Origin of the sequence: Streptococcus agalactiae (assembly GCF_949788565.1) — a bacterium.
GTDB classification, from domain to species: domain Bacteria; phylum Bacillota; class Bacilli; order Lactobacillales; family Streptococcaceae; genus Streptococcus; species Streptococcus agalactiae.
Genome location: NZ_OX460931.1, coordinates 1883875 through 1900848 on the forward strand (window position 1 = coordinate 1883875; position 16974 = coordinate 1900848).

General features: G+C 36.5%; 15 protein-coding genes. 3 read left to right on the forward strand and 12 right to left on the reverse strand.

Annotation, left to right across the window (positions count from 1 at the left end):
* Window positions 1-24: 24 nt before the first annotated feature.
* From QOR44_RS09540 to pbp2a, 4 genes are all read right to left on the reverse strand, one after another.
* Window positions 25-2898, reverse strand: a complete 2874-nt coding sequence (locus QOR44_RS09540; RefSeq protein ID WP_161515407.1) for a YSIRK-type signal peptide-containing protein — start codon at window positions 2896-2898, stop codon at window positions 25-27.
* A 312-nt stretch (window positions 2899-3210) separates the two neighbouring features.
* Window positions 3211-3384 carry a preprotein translocase subunit SecE gene (gene secE, locus QOR44_RS09545; protein WP_000497678.1) on the reverse strand — a complete coding sequence of 58 codons (174 nt, stop codon included), beginning with the start codon at window positions 3382-3384 and terminating at the stop codon, window positions 3211-3213.
* 35 nt (window positions 3385-3419) lie between these two features.
* Entirely contained in the window at window positions 3420-3572 is a 153-nt protein-coding gene (rpmG, locus tag QOR44_RS09550; protein WP_000057521.1) for a 50S ribosomal protein L33, read from the reverse strand.
* A 48-nt stretch (window positions 3573-3620) separates the two neighbouring features.
* The gene (gene pbp2a / locus QOR44_RS09555) at window positions 3621-5942 is read right to left on the reverse strand and encodes a penicillin-binding protein PBP2A (RefSeq protein WP_000764814.1); all 2322 of its coding nucleotides are present in this window, start codon (window positions 5940-5942) and stop codon (window positions 3621-3623) included.
* A gap of 43 nt (window positions 5943-5985) precedes the next feature.
* On the opposite strand from pbp2a, the gene QOR44_RS09560 reads away from it, so the two are divergent.
* On the forward strand, window positions 5986-6870 hold the full coding sequence (locus tag QOR44_RS09560) for an RluA family pseudouridine synthase (protein WP_000010477.1): 885 nt from the start codon (window positions 5986-5988) through the stop codon (window positions 6868-6870).
* A gap of 24 nt (window positions 6871-6894) precedes the next feature.
* Here the strand turns inward: QOR44_RS09560 and QOR44_RS09565 are convergent, their stop codons facing one another.
* From QOR44_RS09565 to udp, 5 genes are all read right to left on the reverse strand, one after another.
* Complete coding sequence (locus tag QOR44_RS09565) at window positions 6895-8535, reverse strand: zinc ribbon domain-containing protein (protein WP_000459240.1); 1641 nt, start codon at window positions 8533-8535, stop codon at window positions 6895-6897.
* Window positions 8536-8704: 169 nt separating this feature from the next.
* Window positions 8705-9916 carry a phosphopentomutase gene (locus QOR44_RS09570; protein ID WP_000077187.1) on the reverse strand — a complete coding sequence of 404 codons (1212 nt, stop codon included), beginning with the start codon at window positions 9914-9916 and terminating at the stop codon, window positions 8705-8707.
* Window positions 9917-9982: 66 nt separating this feature from the next.
* On the reverse strand, window positions 9983-10654 hold the full coding sequence (gene deoC, locus QOR44_RS09575) for a deoxyribose-phosphate aldolase (RefSeq protein WP_000453154.1): 672 nt from the start codon (window positions 10652-10654) through the stop codon (window positions 9983-9985).
* 29 nt (window positions 10655-10683) lie between these two features.
* Window positions 10684-11886 carry a NupC/NupG family nucleoside CNT transporter gene (locus tag QOR44_RS09580; protein ID WP_001159688.1) on the reverse strand — a complete coding sequence of 401 codons (1203 nt, stop codon included), beginning with the start codon at window positions 11884-11886 and terminating at the stop codon, window positions 10684-10686.
* A 20-nt stretch (window positions 11887-11906) separates the two neighbouring features.
* Window positions 11907-12686 carry a uridine phosphorylase gene (gene udp, locus QOR44_RS09585; protein ID WP_001182060.1) on the reverse strand — a complete coding sequence of 260 codons (780 nt, stop codon included), beginning with the start codon at window positions 12684-12686 and terminating at the stop codon, window positions 11907-11909.
* Window positions 12687-12844: 158 nt separating this feature from the next.
* On the opposite strand from udp, the gene QOR44_RS09590 reads away from it, so the two are divergent.
* Window positions 12845-13582, forward strand: a complete 738-nt coding sequence (locus QOR44_RS09590) for a GntR family transcriptional regulator (RefSeq protein WP_001125582.1) — start codon at window positions 12845-12847, stop codon at window positions 13580-13582.
* A gap of 12 nt (window positions 13583-13594) precedes the next feature.
* Complete coding sequence (locus QOR44_RS09595) at window positions 13595-13960, forward strand: hypothetical protein (protein WP_001181224.1); 366 nt, start codon at window positions 13595-13597, stop codon at window positions 13958-13960.
* Window positions 13961-13991: 31 nt separating this feature from the next.
* Here QOR44_RS09595 and groL read toward each other — a convergent pair whose 3' ends face one another.
* The 3 genes from groL to QOR44_RS09610 form a co-directional block, all read right to left on the reverse strand.
* Entirely contained in the window at window positions 13992-15614 is a 1623-nt protein-coding gene (gene groL / locus QOR44_RS09600; protein ID WP_001029978.1) for a chaperonin GroEL, read from the reverse strand.
* 96 nt (window positions 15615-15710) lie between these two features.
* Window positions 15711-15995: a co-chaperone GroES gene (gene groES / locus QOR44_RS09605; RefSeq protein ID WP_000917302.1), complete on the reverse strand. Its 285-nt coding sequence runs from the start codon at window positions 15993-15995 to the stop codon at window positions 15711-15713.
* A 174-nt stretch (window positions 15996-16169) separates the two neighbouring features.
* A complete protein-coding gene (locus tag QOR44_RS09610; RefSeq protein ID WP_000054428.1) occupies window positions 16170-16973 on the reverse strand; it encodes an ABC transporter ATP-binding protein in 804 nt (267 codons plus the stop codon).
* Window position 16974 lies beyond the last annotated feature (1 nt).

A 16974-nucleotide genomic window follows, 5' to 3' on the forward strand; every position in this document is an offset into this window, starting at 1 on the left:
TTCGGTTTATGTTTAAAAATAAATTTAATTTTTTTTATGCTTTAAAACTATCGTAATAAGACCTGCACTTAACATAACAATTAGTGATACAATTGCTAAGAGTGGACTTGCGGCTTCACCCGTTGATGGTAATTTTTTACTATACTTTTTGTTTTCAATAGCTTTTTTAGCCGCCAAGTTTCCGCTAGTATTAACCGATTTTTTGGTTGCTGGTTTGGCTTCTGGTTTAGCCTCTGGCTTAACGTCTGGTTTAACTTCTGGCTTAGCCTCTGGTCTGGCCTCTGGCTTAACGTCTGGTTTAATTTCTGGTTTAGCCTCTGGTTTGGCTTCTGGCTTAGCCTCTGGTTTAACTTCTGGCTTAACGTCTGGCTTAGCTTCTGGCTTAACGTCTGGCTTAACGTCTGGCTTAGCTTCTGGCTTAACGTCCGGTTTGGCTTCTGGCTTAACGTCTGGTTTGGCCTCTGGCTTAACGTCTGGTTTAACTTCTGGCTTAGCCTCTGGCTTAACGTCTGGTTTGGCTTCTGGCTTAACGTCTGGTTTGGCCTCTGGCTTAACGTCTGGTTTAACGTCTGGCTTAGCCTCTGGTTTGGCTTCTGGTTTGGCCTCTGGTTTGGCTTCTGGTTTGGCCTCTGGTTTGGCTTCTGGCTTAGCTTCTGGCTTAACGTCTGGCTTAACATCTGGTTTGGCTTCTGGTTTAACTTCTGGCTTAGCTTCTGGTTTGGCTACTTTTTTATCTTTTAATTCTAAACTTTGTAAAGCATCACGTAGCTTGTTAGCTAATTGATTTGCTTGATCAGTGGTAATAAATTTTCCCTCTTCCACATGATCATAAGCTTGGTCAACAGCTTTTTGAACTGCAAGTATATCTACGTATTTGTCCTTTACTTGATCATCTTTAAGCAGATCTTTAGCTTGATTATACCATGTAGTCAATCTTGTCAAGGCTTCTGGTGACAAAGCTGGTTTTGCAGCTTCTGTAGGTGCTTGTTTAGGTACTTGAATATTTGGTTTGGCTTCTGGCTTAGCTTCTGGCTTAACGTCTGGCTTAACATCTGGTTTGGCTTCTGGTTTAACTTCTGGCTTAGCTTCTGGTTTGGCTACTTTTTTATCTTTTAATTCTAAACTTTGTAAAGCATCACGTAGCTTGTTAGCTAATTGATTTGCTTGATCAGTGGTAATAAATTTTCCCTCTTCCACATGATCATAAGCTTGGTCAACAGCTTTTTGAACTGCAAGTATATCTACATATTTGTCCTTTACTTGATCATCTTTAAGCAGATCTTTAGCTTGATTATACCATGTAGTCAATCTTGTCAAGGCTTCTGGTGACAAAGCTGGTTTTGCAGCTTCTGTAGGTGCTTGTTTAGGTACTTGAATATTTGGTTTGGCCTCTGGTTTGGCTTCTGGCTTAACGTCTGGTTTTTTATCTTCTTTAGTACCTCTGGTAAGGTCTTGAAGTTCTTTTAAAAGCTTTTTGACTTCATCAAGCATTTTTTTTGCTTCATCAAGTCCACTTTGACCAGTCCAAACACTTCTATTTCCGAAAGTTCGTTTATCTCTAAACCTATTCAAATAAGTTCCCACAGAGTCTGCATAATATCCAGGTGTAGGCAAAATACTTTTATGCTTTTCATAAATTTCTTTAGCCTTTTTGGATAACGCTAATCCTTTTAAACTTATTCTTTCAATTTTTTTAGCATACTGCTTTTGTAAGTTTTTCTGGGCAACTTCCTGTGCTGCTTGCTTAATACTATTTAAAGCATTCATTGCATCAGTAATATTGAGCTTACCTTCATTATACTGTTTCACTATATTATCAATTGCAGTATTATATCTCAACATTTCATCGTTAGATAAATTTTCTAACTTAGCAATTTCTTGCTTTTTACCATTGGCCTGATTTACCAATGTTTCTTTATTGGAATTAACAACTTTTTTAGCTTCTGCTACAAGCTCATCAACTTGACTCTTAGTGCTAGCTCTTTGAATTTTTTCTTTATATTCTTCTAAGACTTCGAGGCTTATATTTTTTATTGAAGCCACGTCATTTTGAGCCATGTGCTTAGCTTTTGTTGATTCAGCATTATTCAGTTGCGTGGCTTGTGTTACAAATTTAAGAATAAGTTGCGAATCTTTTGAAGAGCTAATAGATTTAACTAAAATATCTTTTTGGTCTGATGAAAGGAAACCTAATGATTTAATGATATCTTGAGAACGTCTTGACTGCTTAGCTAGTTCTTGATCACTAACTTTAACATGTGTAGCACTAGTACTTTTTATTGATTGAGGTTTAATTTTATGAATTGATTCAGCCTTAATTGTATTAATAGACTCGGCTTTGATTGTGTTAATTGGCTTAGCTTGAATTTTATTAATTGATTCGGCTTTGATTGTATTAATAGACTCTACTTTAATTTTATTAATGGACTCAGCCTTAATTGTATTAGTTGATTTACCCTGAATTTTATTAATTGATTCAGCTTTAATATTATTAATCGACTCAGCCTTAATTGCACCACTTCCCAATCTCTCAACTTTTAATCTTACGACTGGTATACTCTGTTTAATAATTCGTCCCTGAGGTAAAGTATTGTTAATTTCTGCTTCAGTACTATTAATTAATTGTGGAAGTGTATCCTGTGATGCTCTATTAAAATCATCTACTCTACTTAGAAGTATAGCAATAGCTTTGTCATTACCACGATATTTAGAAATCAAATTCTTCAGAGTAACCGCCCCTAAATTAACTTGTTTCTTATGAGGAATTGAATCCGATATTCCTGAACTAGTATCCGCGTGTACAATACCACTACATACAGCAAACGCTGCTGACATTGAGGCCAAACCATAAGCTGTTTTTCTTAAAAAGTATTTTACTTTTTTTTCGTTATTATTCATATTCGCTCCTTTATATAGTTAGTTAAAAATCCTAATTTATTAGGATAGGACCACGTTTATTTTAATTTAATTTGAGTTCCTTAACTAATTATATATCTTGTAGCTTTTTATTTCAACACTTTTCTTTAATTTATTTATATTTTATTAAAATAAATATCTTTTTTTTTAATATTTTTTTGCTCAACAATCTAGTAAAAACAATCAAAAGATTATTTTTTTATAATCTAATCGGATATATATGTTATTTTCCACACAAAAAACCCTTAGTAAAATCTAAGGGTTTGGGTTGTTTCTATCTAAAATAATCTATTATTAAAATCGATTAATCAAGTCCATGACTCCTGCGGCTAACAGTTTGTCAAAGATGTAGATAACGATTGTGAAAAATACAGTGTATTCCAAGATGGAAATAAAATCTTTCCAACGTTGTTTTCGATTTGGCCAAGTAGTGTCACGCAATACTTGAAAAATCCCTTTGACAAACATTATCAGTTCTCCTTTTTGCAGTTTGTTACGCTATATCAACGCGTTTCTTTGTGTATTGTATATTTCTTACAATATTTACAAAATTTATTTACTTCTAGTCGTGTTGGCTTGGGGGTGCTACTTACTCCGATTGAGTAATTTCGGCTTCCGCATTCTGTACACGCTAGGCTTGCTTTCTTTTGTGCCATAACGCCTCCATAAATGCTATTTTAACATGATTTGTATAATCCTGCAAGCTATCTAAAGTAGTCCTTTAGACTATTCCAAGCATCTTTTACCTTCTCTTGGAAATTTGAATCTTCCACCGCTCTAGAAATATCTTGTGCAGCCTTACTTGCCGAATCTTTTAAATCATTAATAATTGAGCGTGATTCTTGGTTCGTTGTATTACTAGCATCTTGTGCATTATAAACTGAACCAATACCGTTTTGGAAATAAGCATTCTCAATATGAGTAAAACTAGACCCCTTAGTATACGGTAGTATATATGAAGCTTGAGTGCTAAATATATTTGAAGCTGTACCTGCACTAGAATCTGTCAAATAATGGTGTTTATCTGTGTTCTTAAACCCAACCCATTGACTAATAACGACATCAGGCGTATAGCCGACTACCCACTGGTCTCCAGACAAATTGGGGTTAAAATCTGTTTCGGTTGTTCCAGTTTTACCTGCCATTGTATAACCATAAACATTGGCATTAATAGCTGTACCATTTGAGAATGTTCCTAACATCATACTAGTCATTTTACTAGCCACTGAGCGACTAATAACTCGCTTAGGCTTATCTGTAAATTGCTTTACTAATTTTCCATTAGCTGTCTCAATTCGAGTAATCAAATGAGCGCGATGCATTATACCGTCATTTGCAAAAGTTGAGTAAGCTTGTGCCATTTCTAAAGGATTAGTGGTTACACTTCCACCTAGCGCCACTCCTAGCTCTTTGTTTGCTGATGACATATTTAGACCAAACTTCCTGCCATAAGTAAAGGCTTTATTGATTCCTAGTTTGTCTAAAGTATAAACAGCAGGAATATTATAAGAATTAGCTAGTGCTTGATACATCGGGATACTTTCAGTCTCAATCCCACCATAGTTACTTGGTTTATAACCATGAAAATCTTGAACTTTATTAGGAAGTTCTTTATCTATTGACCATCCTGAAGCAATAGCTGGTGAATAAACAACTAAAGGTTTTATGGTTGAGGCTGGACTTCTCTTTGATTGAGTCGCGTAGTTAAAACTTCTAAACTGTGCATCTTTAGTACTTTGAACACGTCCAACTAAACCTCTTACACCACCAGTTTTTGGATCTAAAGCTACGCTAGCACCTTGGGCAGATTGACCATCATAGTCAGATACAGGGAAGAGGCTAGTATCATCAAATGTTTTTTGCATTCCTGATTGATAATTTTGATCTAATGCAGTGTAAATCTTATAGCCATTATTGACAATATCTTTTTCTGAAATACCATAAGTATCAATGGCTTCATTGACAACAGCATCAAAATAGGATGGGTACCTGTAATCATTAATTTTACCAGCATAGGTATCTGCTAATCTATTTTTCATACCAATTGAAGCAGCTTCTTTAGCTTGAGACTTGGTTAGTTTACCTGCATCAACCATCGCTGCCAAAACAGTATCTCTTCGGTTAGTTGCATTTTCAACAGAATAATAAGGATTATAAACTTCTGGCCCTTTAAGCATTCCAGCAAGTGTAGCAGCCTCATCTACTGTCAAATTAGCAGCACTGGTTCCAAAATATTTCCTACTAGCATCTTCCACACCCCAAACACCATTACCAAAATAAGAGTTATTAAGATACATGGTCAGAATCTCAGCCTTGCTATATTTCTTAGTCAATTCTAGCGCTAAAAAGAATTCACGCGCCTTGCGTTTAATCGTTTGGTCCTGTGACAAGTAAGCATTTTTTGCTAATTGCTGGGTAATAGTTGAGCCTCCGCCAAATTTCCCAAGTGTAGCTACTGCCAAAAAAAATCGCTTAAAGTTTACACCATTATTTTCATAAAAAGTTCTATCTTCAGTTGCTATAACAGCATTTTTGAGATGATCAGAAATAGCATTTAACTCTACATAAGTTCCCTTTTGTCCCGAAAGTTTTCCAGCGTATTCTTTATTCTTATCATAAATGGTGGTAGTTGTTTTTAGAGCACTCTGTAAATCACTAACTGTAGCAGTTTTAGAAAGATAAAAAAGATAGCTACCAAATATAAGAATAAAAGCCATTAAGGCGATAAAAAGCAACTTCCCAATACGATAGCGCCGCCAAAAACGACGGATAGGATTCTTAGGAGAAGGGAGGTAACGATCAACTTTTTGTAGCCATTCAGGTCGAGATTTAGCATTTTTCTTTTGGTGACGAATGCCTCGCTGATACTGGGATTTACTAGGTCGGGTAATATCATCAATATCATAGACTTCTTCGCCATCCAAATTACTAGTTTCTTCTCTAGTTTCTTGTTCATTTTTTCTTGTCATTTCGTCGTTGTCTTCGTCAACACGAAATAAGTCTATAAACTTATCAAATAATTTCATAGACTTATTATATCAATTTTCAATAAAATGCTATAATAAAACCATGTCATTTTCATTAAAAATTAGAAATCCATACGGTGAACATACCGTTAAAGAACTCCTTGAAGATTATTTTTTGATTCCACGTAAGATTAGACATTTTTTGCGTGTTAAAAAACATGTACTTATAAACAATGAATTCATTAATTGGCAAACTGTCGTCCAAGAAAACGATACTATTACCTTAATCTTTGATGATGAGGATTACCCTACTAAAAAAATTCCTCTGGGCAGAGCAGAGCTTATTGATTGTCTTTATGAGGATGAACATCTTATTATCGTTAATAAACCTGAAGGTATGAAAACTCACGGTAACCAACCAAATGAAATAGCACTGTTAAATCATGTATCTGCCTATTCTGGACAAACATGCTATGTTGTTCATCGCCTAGATATGGAGACCAGTGGAGCTGTTTTATTTGCTAAAAATCCATTTATACTTCCCCTTATCAATCAACGCTTAGAACGAAAAGAAATTTGGCGTGAATATTGGGCTTTAGTTGAAGGAAAATTTTCACCTAAGCATCAAGTCTTGAGAGACAAAATTGGACGGAACCGTCATGACAGACGTAAACGAATCATTGATTCTAAAAACGGTCAACATGCTATGACAATCATTGACGTTTTGAAGTATACCCAAAATAGTAGTCTCATAAAATGCCGACTGGAAACCGGAAGAACCCATCAAATTCGCATTCACTTATCTCATCACGGACATCCTTTAATAGGAGATCCCCTCTACAACCCTTCTTCTAATAATGAAAGGTTAATGCTACACGCTCACCGATTGACTCTATCTCATCCACTAACTTGCGAAACTATTAGCGTAGAGGCCCCTTCATCTACTTTCGAGAAGATTTTAAACAATTATAAAAAAGGAGTTGGATAATAATTATCCAACTCCTTTTAATCATTATTGCTTAGTTAATGGCTTACTGAGTAGTGGTTTATGGTAATCAAATTCTCCATCACTAGATGTCTGCCAGATTACTGGGATGATCTTATTCCCTTCAATTTTTATTCCATAGGCGTATTTAACTTTAAGACCACCGATACCTCCTGTTACAAAAGTTGTAGTATCAGTACCTGATTCATATTGATAAAGGTAGAGCCCATTTCCCTTATCCTCCAACTTCGTAACTTTAGCAGAATGGTTACTTTCCTTAGATTTACTATCCTTGTAAACTTTTTTCTGAGTAACTTTACCATCCTTATCAAAAGTCATCGTTACTGTACCGTCCTCAACTTCACCTTTCCAACTTCCTACAAGGTTCTCTGGAAAAATGGAAACGGGATCAGCCTTAACTTTATTAGTTTCCTTAGCTACTGTGATATCTTTTTTACCATCATTAGAAATAAGGTAACTATTTCCTGATTTTTTCATAATAAAATTACCAGTTAAATTCTGAATAATGTGGCCATATGTTTTCTTATCAGGATCTGTTGATTTATCATAATTAAAATCATAATCGGCAGCAAAATTAACTTGATAACTTTCTTTCCCAACCTGTGTCATTTTATTAAGGACAATATTAGGAATAGTGAAATGGCTCGCTTTACGATTATCAGTTACAAATTTTGCTTTAATACTTTCTTTCAATCCTTTGTAAAAATCATTTTCGGCACCTTTTTCAAAAACTGTTCCTAAAGTCTGAGGGTCTTGCCCAGTTGATACATAAAGTATCAATTGATTGAAAGCAGTTATCAATTTCTGTCCAGCTTCTTTTTCATTTAATAAACCATCAACATCTAATTTGATTGTCTGATTATCAGCGATAGAGATTAATTTTTGTTTATGAGAGGTTATCTCACCATCATTAAAAACCTTTTTGATATAAGCTTTTGAACCATCAGTCACTGGATAATTCTCTACGGAATAGCTACCATCTTTTAATTTAGCAATACGATTATCACCAAAATAAAGATTACCATCCATAAGATTACTTGTTACTGTAAAAGATTTAAAAGCGACCGATAAATCAATAGTTTGGTTTTTACCATCATAATCTTTTTTGAGTTTAATCTCTTTTCCGTCACTAGTCCCTTCAAGGCTAGCAGTATAATGGGTTCTAGGTAAACGTTCCACCGTTACTGAAAAATGATCTGAATTGCTTGTTGCGACCTTTTTTTGATTCAACAAAACATCCAATTTAGGAACATTGGTTTTCAAGGTCAAAGACATAGGCTTATTAGCAATACGATAATCAGGGAATATACCTAAGCGACTACCTACACGCTTTAGATACATTGAATCATTTTTGTTTCCTTCTTTTATTTCCTGCCCTAATTTACGCGCCTCACTTTTAGACAGGGGCTCAAAATTAGCGTAATTGGCCTCATCATTTGTGATAGATTCTCCCGTATCTGACCAAACCATGTATTCTTTAATATTATCAAACGCTTGACCTGACGTACGAGAACGTGCTGCTACAAAACGACTAAGTACTTGTCCCTTTGAAAAATAAAAGAATCCTAGACTCAGAAGTGATACTAAAACTATACCAAAAATAACTAAGCACACTTTAACAACTTTTTTCTTAAAAAAATCAAACATACCTTATCCTCTCATTCACTTTATATTAAAGTAAATTGCTTAAAGAAAAGTTACAACACTGATAAAACAGCTGTATTTGTACTTGTAACCGCTATTTTTCTATTATAACAAAACGAAAAAAGGATTGAAACCATAATCCGATTTCAACCTCTAAAATTTTTGTCTATGATTATACCAAGTCCTGCAAGAAGCTCTCTCCAATCATCGCAGTATCAACACCAAAGTTATCCGCAACTGTTGCTGAAATATCTGCGAAATGCCCTACTGGGATAAGTCCGTTTCCTGTGAAGGATGGGCTATAGGCTAAGAGAGGAATGTATTCTCTTGTATGGTCTGTGCCTGCATAAGTTGGGTCATTACCATGATCGGCAGTGATCAAAAGTAAGTCTTTGTCACGCATTGCTGAAATGATCTCTGGAAGACGCTCATCAAACTCATGAAGACAATCACGATAGCCATGAGGATCACGACGGTGACCATAGAGAGCATCAAAGTCAACCAAATTAGTAAAGGAGAAGCCTTTTTCAAACTCTGATAACCCCATTGTTTTTATCAAAGTATCAATACCATGACTATTTGATTTGTTATGTCCCATATCATGATTAATGCCTGAACCATTGAAAATATCATTGATTTTACCAACAGCATAAGTATCGATGCCAGCTTGATCTAGTTTATTTAATACGGTATCTTCAAATGGTGATACTGCATAGTCGTGACGGTTGGCTGTACGCGTAAAGTTGCCTGGTTCACCTACATATGGACGAGCGATAATACGACCAAGGAGAGCTGGACGCTCCATTGTGATACTACGAGCATATTCACAAATACGGTAGAGTTCTTCTAGAGGGATGATATCCTCATGAGCTGCAATTTGTAGGACTGGATCAGCTGAGGTATAGATGATGAGCTCACCAGTTTCCATTTGGCGTGGTCCGAAGTCATCAATAACAGCTGTCCCTGAATAAGGTTTATTCGCTTCACGAATAACTTTACGTCCTGAAAAATCCTCAATCTTTGTGATGATATCTTCTGGAAAACCATTCCAGAAAGTATCAAATGGCTCTGTAATATTTAAGCCCATGATCTCCCAATGCCCTGTCATTGTATCTTTACCAAGTGATACTTCTTGTAACTTCGTCGCGTAGCCACTTGGATTTTCTTCTGCAGGGACGGTCTTAAGCGCTTGGGGACGAGGAATATTACCAAGTCCGATTTTAGCCATGTTTGGCACCGCAAGTCCAACTGTTTTTGAAATGTGGCCAAGCGTGTCTGAAGCACCATCAGGAACTCCTGCATTGACAAAATCATTGGCATCTGGTGCCGCTCCAATACCCACTGAATCTAAGACAACTAAGTGAATGCGATCAAATTGTGACATAACTTCTCCTTTATCAATTGAAAATAGGAAGTCAGACCAGCATCCTTCCTATTTCCTTTATATTATTTAATAAGTGCCTTCTTCAACTTTTTGGTTCTTAACAATCTTGATGATACGGCTAGTACCCAAGCGTGAAGCTCCTAAAGCAATAAATTTTTCAGCATCTTCCAATGATGAGATTCCACCTGCTGCCTTAATTTTAACACCTTCGCCGACATATTTTGCCATCACTTCAACATCTTCAAATGTAGCACCTGCTGTCGAAAAACCAGTAGAGGTTTTAATAAAGTCTGCACCTGAACGTGTGACAACTCCACAAAGTTCGATAAGTTCTTCTTTAGTTAATTGACATGTCTCAACGATAACTTTTAAGATATGGTCTTGACATGCAGCCTTGATTTGACGAATTTCTTCTTCAACAGTATCAAAATCCCCATTTTTAACGTCTGTCAAATTAATGACCATGTCAATTTCATCAGCACCATTTTTAATAGCATCTTGACATTCAAAAACCTTCGCTGCAGTTGTACTATAGCCATTTGGGAACCCAATAACAGTACAAATAGCTAATTTACCTGAAACGTACTCTGCTGCTTTTTTGACGTAAGAGGCTGGAATACATGCTGAAGCTGTTTCATAAGCCATTGCATCATCTAAAATTGTTTGGATTTCTGGCCATGTTGCTGTTGTTGCTAGCAAAGTATGGTCTACCGTTTTTAAAATATCTTTTACTTCCACGTTACTATCCTTCTTTCTTTTGTCAACTTTTAGAATAGAGTTACAATACCGACGATAAAGGCGCTAAGCATACTTACAGCAATACCACCAATCATTGCACGGAAAACAAGTCGAGCTAGGGTGCCACGTTTCTCTGGACAAAGAACAGCAATACCTGAAACACAAATACCTAAACTTGATAAATTAGCAAAACCACAAAGTGAAATAGTTGCTACCAATGCTGTACGATAATCTAAAGATTTGATTAGGTGACCCAATTGTTGGAACGAAACAAACTCATTTAAAATCAACTTACTTCCAAGAAGGTTTCCTTCTAGAAGAATGTTTTTGTGGTCAAATCCCATAAGAAAACCAAATGGAGCAAAAACATATGAGAAGATTTGTTCTAAGCGGATTCCCAATCCACTTAACATCATATTAATCAAAGAAACTAAACCAACAAAGGCAATCAAACTAGCACCAATTGAGAAAGCCATTTGTGCACCTGTGCTTGCACCCTCAGCGATTGCATCAATCACATTGGCGTTATTACCTTTATTATCCATCTTAATGTCATCAATTTTTTGAACAGGTTCTGTTTGAGGCAATAAGATTTTAGCAATGAGAATACTGCCAATAGGAACCATTGTTGAAGCAATCAAGAGATATTCCATTGGAATGCCTAATGCAATGTAGCCACCAAGAATAGAAACTGACATACTTCCCATACCTGATACCAACACAACCATTATCTCACTATCAGTCATACGACCTAGGTATTTGCTAACCAAAATTGGACTGTCTGTTTGACCAAGAAACATATTAGCTACGGCAACAAAACTCTCAACCTCTGAGGATTTCATAATTTTACCAACACCCTTACCTATCCATTTTACTACAAATCCAAGGATTCCTACATAATAAAGTAGACTAACTAGGGCAGATAAGAAAACAATATTACCAAGCGTTTGAATGGCGAAAATAAAACCAGTTTTTGCTCCACTATCTGCTAATGAACCAAACACAAAATTTAAACCAGCTTGACCACAGTTGATTACTTTAGTAACTCCAGTTGAAACAACACTAACAACTTGTTGGCCTAGTGGGATACGTACTAAGATTAGCGCAATAATGAATTGAACGATAAGAGCTTTTCCAATTAAACTTAGAGAAACACTCTTACGATTGAAAGAAATTGCATACACAATTCCTAATACCAATAAAATACCAATAATACTATAAATAAATTGCATGATGACTTCCAAAACCTCGCTTATTGTGATTTATCATTTTCAATAAGTGTGCGGAGTGCTTCAACAGCAACTTGAATAGCTGCTTCTGTGTCATGAGCCATTGGGTTATCCATACCCAAAGCGTTGCGTTCTTGATTACCAACAACAAGGAAATCTGATCCACAACGAACTCCTAGATGACTTGCTGCTACAAAAAGAGCTGCAGATTCCATTTCAGACGCTTTTGTTCCCAGACGTTTCCATGCTTCCCATTTATTTAATAATTCATAACTAACTGGCATACGTTCTGGCTCATGTTGTCCATAAAATGCATCTTTACATTGAACTACTCCTGCGTGACTTGTGTAACCAAGCTTTTTAGCTGCATTAACTAGAGCATTCGTTACCTCCAAGTCAGCTACAGCAGGAAATTCAATCGGAGCATATTCTTTACTTGTACCTTCCATACGGATAGCTCCAGTTGCAATAACGATGTCTCCGCCTTTAACATCAAGGTCAATACCACCACATGTTCCAACACGGATAAAGGTATCAGCGCCACAGAGTTTCAATTCTTCCATCGCAATAGACGCTGATGGACCACCAATACCAGTTGAAGTAACACTGACTTTTTCACCGTTTAATGTACCTGTATAAGTAACATATTCACGGCTGTCTGCTACAAGAACTGCATTATCAAAATGTTCTGCAATTTTTGCACAACGTTTTGGATCACCTGGCATGATAACATAACGACCTACATCACCTGGACGAATCTGTAGGTGATATTGCAATCCGACTTCACCTGAATAATTCTGCATGATAAAGACCTCCTTAATGTCTTGTCTATTTTTTTTACACTTGTATAATAACATACAAGACAACCTTTGTAAACGCTTTTATCGAAAGAAAACGTTTTATTTTTTAACTTGATTTTTCTAATTTTTTCAATTAAACTAACTTGTATACGGAGGTTACAATGCCTAAAAATGAACTAAATAATAAACTAAATAAACTAAAGCATGTGCAAGTCTACAATAAGATTTTTAACATGATTCAAGACGGTACTTATTCTCCTGGAATGCAATTGCCTTCTGAGCCCGAATTAGCAGGGCAACTTAATGTTAGTCGAGCTACTTTACGAAAGTCATTAGCACTATTACAAGAAGACCATTTGGTTAAAAATATCAGAGGAAAAGGTAATTTCATTAGAGAAAATTCTAGCAACTTGTCTGAAAACGGTTACGAAAATAGACAACACCCTATTAAAACTTGTCTAACTTCCAAAATTACAGAAGTGGAATTAGAATTTCGTGTAGAGGTTCCTGCAGAAGCTATCACAGCTTCACTTAAACAAGAAACCCCTGTAGTTGTTATTGCTGATCGTTGGTACCACACCGATGATGGACCATTAGCTTACACACTTTCTTTTATCCCTATCGAACTTATTTCAGATGCTGAGATTTCTTTACATGATACTAAACAGTTGTTAAACTTCATTGAAGAAGGTATCTATCAAGAAGGCATATCAAGCCACTCACAAAGCCATTTGGGATATGCGACATCTGGCAATTTTTCAGCAACCAAATATACCCTATCCGATCATGGACAATTCATATTAATACAAGAAACAATTTTTAACCAAGAGAAAATACTAATGTGTAATAAGCATTACGTTCCCATTGAGCACTTTGAATTGTCCATTACCTCTCATTAAGGAGACAAGCCTATGCAAAATAGACTATTAAAAGTTGCTTTTTTCATAACTTTTACCGAATTAATTATGGGCCTAATAGTTGGCGCTTATTTTAAGTTAAGTTATTTTCTAGCCCCTCCAAAGGAACCGTCAATGGGTGCTGGGTACGGAATGCTCTTTGCTATGTTATTTATACTTATTAGTTACTTAATTCTATTAGCCATAATTCAATTCTTAGCTTATCAATCTCAATCTAAGATAATAGCAATCATTGTTTTGCTACTTTTTTTCCTCCCACTACTGGCAAATATTGGATGGCCTATCCTTATGATCTTCTTACCGCAAGTGGTAGTGACTATCATATCTCTATTATCACAACATAAAACTCCCCTTTGTTAAAGGGGAGTTTTATGTTGTGATAAGTTAGTGATTAGAAGCCACCCATCATAGATGGATCCATTGCAGGAGCTGTAGGAGCTTCTGGTTCAGGTTTATTTGCTACTACTGCTTCTGTAGTCAAGATAAGACTTGCTACAGATGCCGCATTTTGAAGTGCAGAACGTGTTACTTTGACAGGGTCAATGATACCTGTGGTAACCATATCTACCCATTCTCCATTAGCCGCATTAAATCCTGTACCAATTTCAGACTGTTTTAAACGTTCAATAATAACTGAACCTTCATATCCAGCATTGTAAGCAATTTGACGAACAGGCTCTTCGAGAGCACGAAGAACAATATTACGTCCAGTCTCCTCATCACCATTAAGTTTCAGTGCCGCTACTTTTTCAATAACGTTCACAAGAGCCGTACCTCCACCTGAAACAATACCTTCTTCAACTGCAGCACGCGTTGCATTTAACGCATCTTCGATGCGAAGTTTCATCTCTTTTAATTCTGTTTCAGTCGCTGCACCAACTTTAATTACTGCTACACCACCGGCTAACTTGGCAAGTCGTTCTTGTAATTTTTCACGATCAAAATCAGAAGTTGTAGCCTCCATCTGTGACTTAATGATAGCTACGCGATTAGCAATTGCTGATGAGTCACCGGCACCTTCGACAATAACAGTAGAATCTTTATCTACTGTTACTTTAGCAGACTGTCCTAAAACTTGCATAGTAGCATCTTTTAAGTCTAAACCAAGGTCTTCAGTAACGACAGTTCCTCCTGTTAGGATAGCAATATCTTCCAGCATGGCTTTACGACGATCACCAAATCCAGGCGCTTTAACAGCTACGACATTGAAAGTTCCACGAATTTTATTAAGAACAAGCGTTGGGAGAGCTTCTCCATCAACATCATCAGCGATGATTAGCAATGGACGATTTGTTTTAAGAACCTCTTCTAATAATGGTAAAATTTCTTGGATATTTGAAATTTTCTTATCTGTAATAAGGATATACGGATTCTCAAGTTCAGAGACCATTTTCTCGTTATCAGTTACCATATACTGTGACAAGTACCCACGGTCAAACTGCATTCCTTCCACAACTTCAAGCTCTGTTTCCATACCTCGCGATTCTTCAATAGTGATAACACCATCATTACCCACGCGCTCCATAGCTTCAGAAATGTATTCCCCAACTTTTTCAGAACGTGAAGACACAGCCGCAACTTGAGCAATAGCTTCTTTGCCTGAAACTGGTTGTGCAATCTCTTTTAGCTCTTCAACTGCTGCTGAAACAGCTGTTTCAATACCACGACGAATGCCAATCGGATTTGCCCCTGCAGTTACATTTTTAAGACCTTCCCGTACAATAGCTTGGGTCAAAACAGTAGCAGTTGTAGTGCCATCCCCTGCAATATCATTAGTTTTTGAAGCCACTTCTGACACAAGTTTAGCTCCCATATTTTCAAAGTGATCTTCTAGCTCAATTTCTTTAGCAATTGTCACACCATCATTTGTAATTAAAGGAGAACCAAATGCTTTTTCAAGAACAACATTACGGCCTTTAGGACCTAATGTTACTTTGACTGTATCAGCTAAAATATCAACACCACGCACCATTGCTGAGCGGGCATCCGCTGAAAATTTAATATCTTTTGCCATAATTTAATACCCAGGCCTAAAATTTAACAAAGCCTACTTTGCTTTACAAAGCAACTTTTCTCTAATAGGCCTATATCCTTTCTTGCTTAATAAAACCTATTTAACGACAGCAACAATGTCACTTTCGCGAACAACTGTCACTTTTTCGTTACCGTCTTTAACTTCCAGACCAGCACCATTTTCGACTAAAACAGTATCACCCTCTGCAACACTAGGTGCAACTAATTCCCCTGTTAAGGTACGAATACCGTCACCCACAGCAAGAACTTTGGCTGTCTTTGTCGCATCATGGCTTGCTCCTGCAAGAACAAAACCACCGACAGATTTCTCTTCAGTTTCAACAAACGAAATGATCACACGATCACCTAATGGTTTTAACATAATAAACGAACCTCCATACGAGATATATTTTGATTTTTTAGCACTCCCATACAGAGAGTGCTAACTACAAAAACTATTCTATCACTTGGTCAGAATTAGTCAAGAGAAAAGGCATGTTTCAAACAAGAAAAATTTCCCTAGTTATCCTGTCCATTCACTAGAGAAATTTATATTTTAACCTAAGACAAGGGCATCATCTATCAACTGTTGACCTGAGTTTTTATGGAAAAGTTCCATTAATTCTGCAACTGTTAAGTTTCTCTTTGCTTCTCCTTTAACATCAACAACAATTTTCCCGTGGTAGAGCATCACAAGACGATTACCATAAGCAATGGCATGTTCCATATTGTGTGTAATCATTAAGGCTGTCAATCGTTGTTCTTCTATCACTTTCTGTGTTAATTCCATAACCATATCGCTAGTTTTGGGATCTAGAGCCGCTGTATGTTCATCCAGTAATAATAATTTGGGACGAACAAGAGTTGCCATAGCTAACGTGAGGGCTTGACGCTGACCGCCAGATAAAAATGCAGCATCAGTCTTCATTCGATTTTCTAAGCCTAGACCTAATTGTGATAGAGACTTTTTAAATAGTTGACAGTCATCGTCAGTCACTGACTGTCTAAAAATGTGACGCTTATTGCCTCTTTTATGTGCAATTGCCATATTTTCTTCAATCGTCAAATTTGTTGCAGTTCCCATTCTAGGATCCTGAAAGACTCGACTAATATCCTTAGATCGTTTTTCTACAGAGTCTTTAGTAATTGATTGGTTGTCTAATGTGATTGCCCCCTGATCAATAGGGATCAGACCAGCAATACAGTTAAGGAGGGTTGATTTTCCTGCACCGTTACCTCCAATTACTGAAATAAAATCACCGTCTTCAATCGTTAAATCTAAACCACGTAAAACATGGTTCTCATTGACAGTTCCTTTTTCAAAAGTTTTGTGCAGATTGACTAATTCAAGTAATGACATG

What these genes read in the sequence shown, in the direction of transcription:
- pbp2a (WP_000764814.1), bottom strand. Translation starts at nt 5,942, where the DNA reads ATGAAATTATTTGATAAGTTTATAGACTTATTTCGTGTTGACGAAGAC.
- groES (WP_000917302.1), bottom strand. Translation starts at nt 15,995, where the DNA reads ATGTTAAAACCATTAGGTGATCGTGTGATCATTTCGTTTGTTGAAACT.
- rpmG (WP_000057521.1), bottom strand. Translation starts at nt 3,572, where the DNA reads ATGGCACAAAAGAAAGCAAGCCTAGCGTGTACAGAATGCGGAAGCCGA.
- QOR44_RS09590 (WP_001125582.1), top strand. Translation starts at nt 12,845, where the DNA reads ATGCCTAAAAATGAACTAAATAATAAACTAAATAAACTAAAGCATGTG.
- QOR44_RS09580 (WP_001159688.1), bottom strand. Translation starts at nt 11,886, where the DNA reads ATGCAATTTATTTATAGTATTATTGGTATTTTATTGGTATTAGGAATT.
- groL (WP_001029978.1), bottom strand. Translation starts at nt 15,614, where the DNA reads ATGGCAAAAGATATTAAATTTTCAGCGGATGCCCGCTCAGCAATGGTG.
- QOR44_RS09610 (WP_000054428.1), bottom strand. Translation starts at nt 16,973, where the DNA reads ATGTCATTACTTGAATTAGTCAATCTGCACAAAACTTTTGAAAAAGGA.
- secE (WP_000497678.1), bottom strand. Translation starts at nt 3,384, where the DNA reads ATGTTTGTCAAAGGGATTTTTCAAGTATTGCGTGACACTACTTGGCCA.
- QOR44_RS09570 (WP_000077187.1), bottom strand. Translation starts at nt 9,916, where the DNA reads ATGTCACAATTTGATCGCATTCACTTAGTTGTCTTAGATTCAGTGGGT.
- QOR44_RS09595 (WP_001181224.1), top strand. Translation starts at nt 13,595, where the DNA reads ATGCAAAATAGACTATTAAAAGTTGCTTTTTTCATAACTTTTACCGAA.
- QOR44_RS09540 (WP_161515407.1), bottom strand. Translation starts at nt 2,898, where the DNA reads ATGAATAATAACGAAAAAAAAGTAAAATACTTTTTAAGAAAAACAGCT.
- QOR44_RS09565 (WP_000459240.1), bottom strand. Translation starts at nt 8,535, where the DNA reads ATGTTTGATTTTTTTAAGAAAAAAGTTGTTAAAGTGTGCTTAGTTATT.
- udp (WP_001182060.1), bottom strand. Translation starts at nt 12,686, where the DNA reads ATGCAGAATTATTCAGGTGAAGTCGGATTGCAATATCACCTACAGATT.
- QOR44_RS09560 (WP_000010477.1), top strand. Translation starts at nt 5,986, where the DNA reads ATGTCATTTTCATTAAAAATTAGAAATCCATACGGTGAACATACCGTT.